This window comes from Teichococcus deserti (genome assembly GCF_001982615.1).
Classification (GTDB): Bacteria; Pseudomonadota; Alphaproteobacteria; order Acetobacterales; family Acetobacteraceae; genus Pseudoroseomonas; species Pseudoroseomonas deserti.
Genome location: NZ_MLCO01000548.1, coordinates 1 through 891, shown reverse-complemented (window position 1 = coordinate 891; position 891 = coordinate 1). Strand labels below are relative to the sequence as shown.

General features: G+C 64.1%; 1 protein-coding gene. It reads right to left on the bottom strand.

Annotated elements, in window-relative coordinates:
• Nucleotides 1-312: 312 nt before the first annotated feature.
• Nucleotides 313-843 (bottom strand): alkylhydroperoxidase, AhpD family, encoded by a 531-nt coding sequence (gene ahpD / locus BKE38_RS29970; RefSeq protein WP_076960706.1) that lies wholly within the window; start codon nucleotides 841-843, stop codon nucleotides 313-315.
• Nucleotides 844-891: the final 48 nt, after the last annotated feature.

The following is an 891-nucleotide window of genomic DNA, read 5'->3' as shown; positions in this document are numbered from 1 at the left end:
TGCCGAAGCACCGCCGAGTTTAGGGAGGAAACGTCCAAGAAAGACAGCCGCACAGCGTACTGTGCTGCTGCGAGATGGAAGATAGCCATGCGGTCATTCGTGTGCAAGCGGTTTTTCGCGGTGCAGCACAAAAATTGCCCGCATTTGCAGCGTATCGCCATGCAGTGAACGCATGGCAAACGGATCGACCTGCAAATTTGACAAAAATGCCCTAAAAAACGGCAAAAGCTGGGCATGGCCCGGCTCCGCACTGCGGGTAGCGGGAGAAGGATTTTCTCTCAGCTGCCCGAATCGGCAATTCAGCCTGGCTGTTCAGGCAGCCAGCGCCGCTTCCGCCTCGACCACGGCGGCGACGGCATGGACCACGGCGGCAATGCGCACCGCGGCCTGGACCTGCTCGCTGGACAGGCCGCCATGGCGGACGACCTTCTCATGGCTCTCCATGCACATGCCGCAGCCGTTGATGGCGGAGACGGCGAGCGACCAGAGCTCGAAATCCACCTTCTCGACGCCGGGCTTGGCCATGACGTTCATCCGCAGCTTGGCGGGCAGGCCCGGATAGTCGCCGCCCACCAGATGGGTGAAGCGGTAGTAGACATTGTTCATGCCCATGATGGCGGCGGCGGCCTTGGCGGCGACCAGCGCCTCGGCCGAGAGCTTCGGGCCGAATTCGCCGACGATCGCCTTGGTGACCACGGCGTTGCGGCTGGCGATGGCGCTGGCGACGAAGGTGCCGGCCAGCTGCTGCGCGTTCAGCACCGGCTCGGTGGCCAGGCTGCCCAGGTTCAGCTTCAGGTCGCGGGCATAGTCGGGCAGGCTGGCGCGCAGGGCTTCGAGCGACATGCGAAGGTTTCCTTCGGTCTGACGGGGGGACGGCAGAGGGGGGAGGAG

Coding starts and splice junctions, on each gene's coding strand:
- ahpD (WP_076960706.1), bottom strand. CDS start 843: ATGTCGCTCGAAGCCCTGCGCGCCAGCCTGCCCGACTATGCCCGCGAC.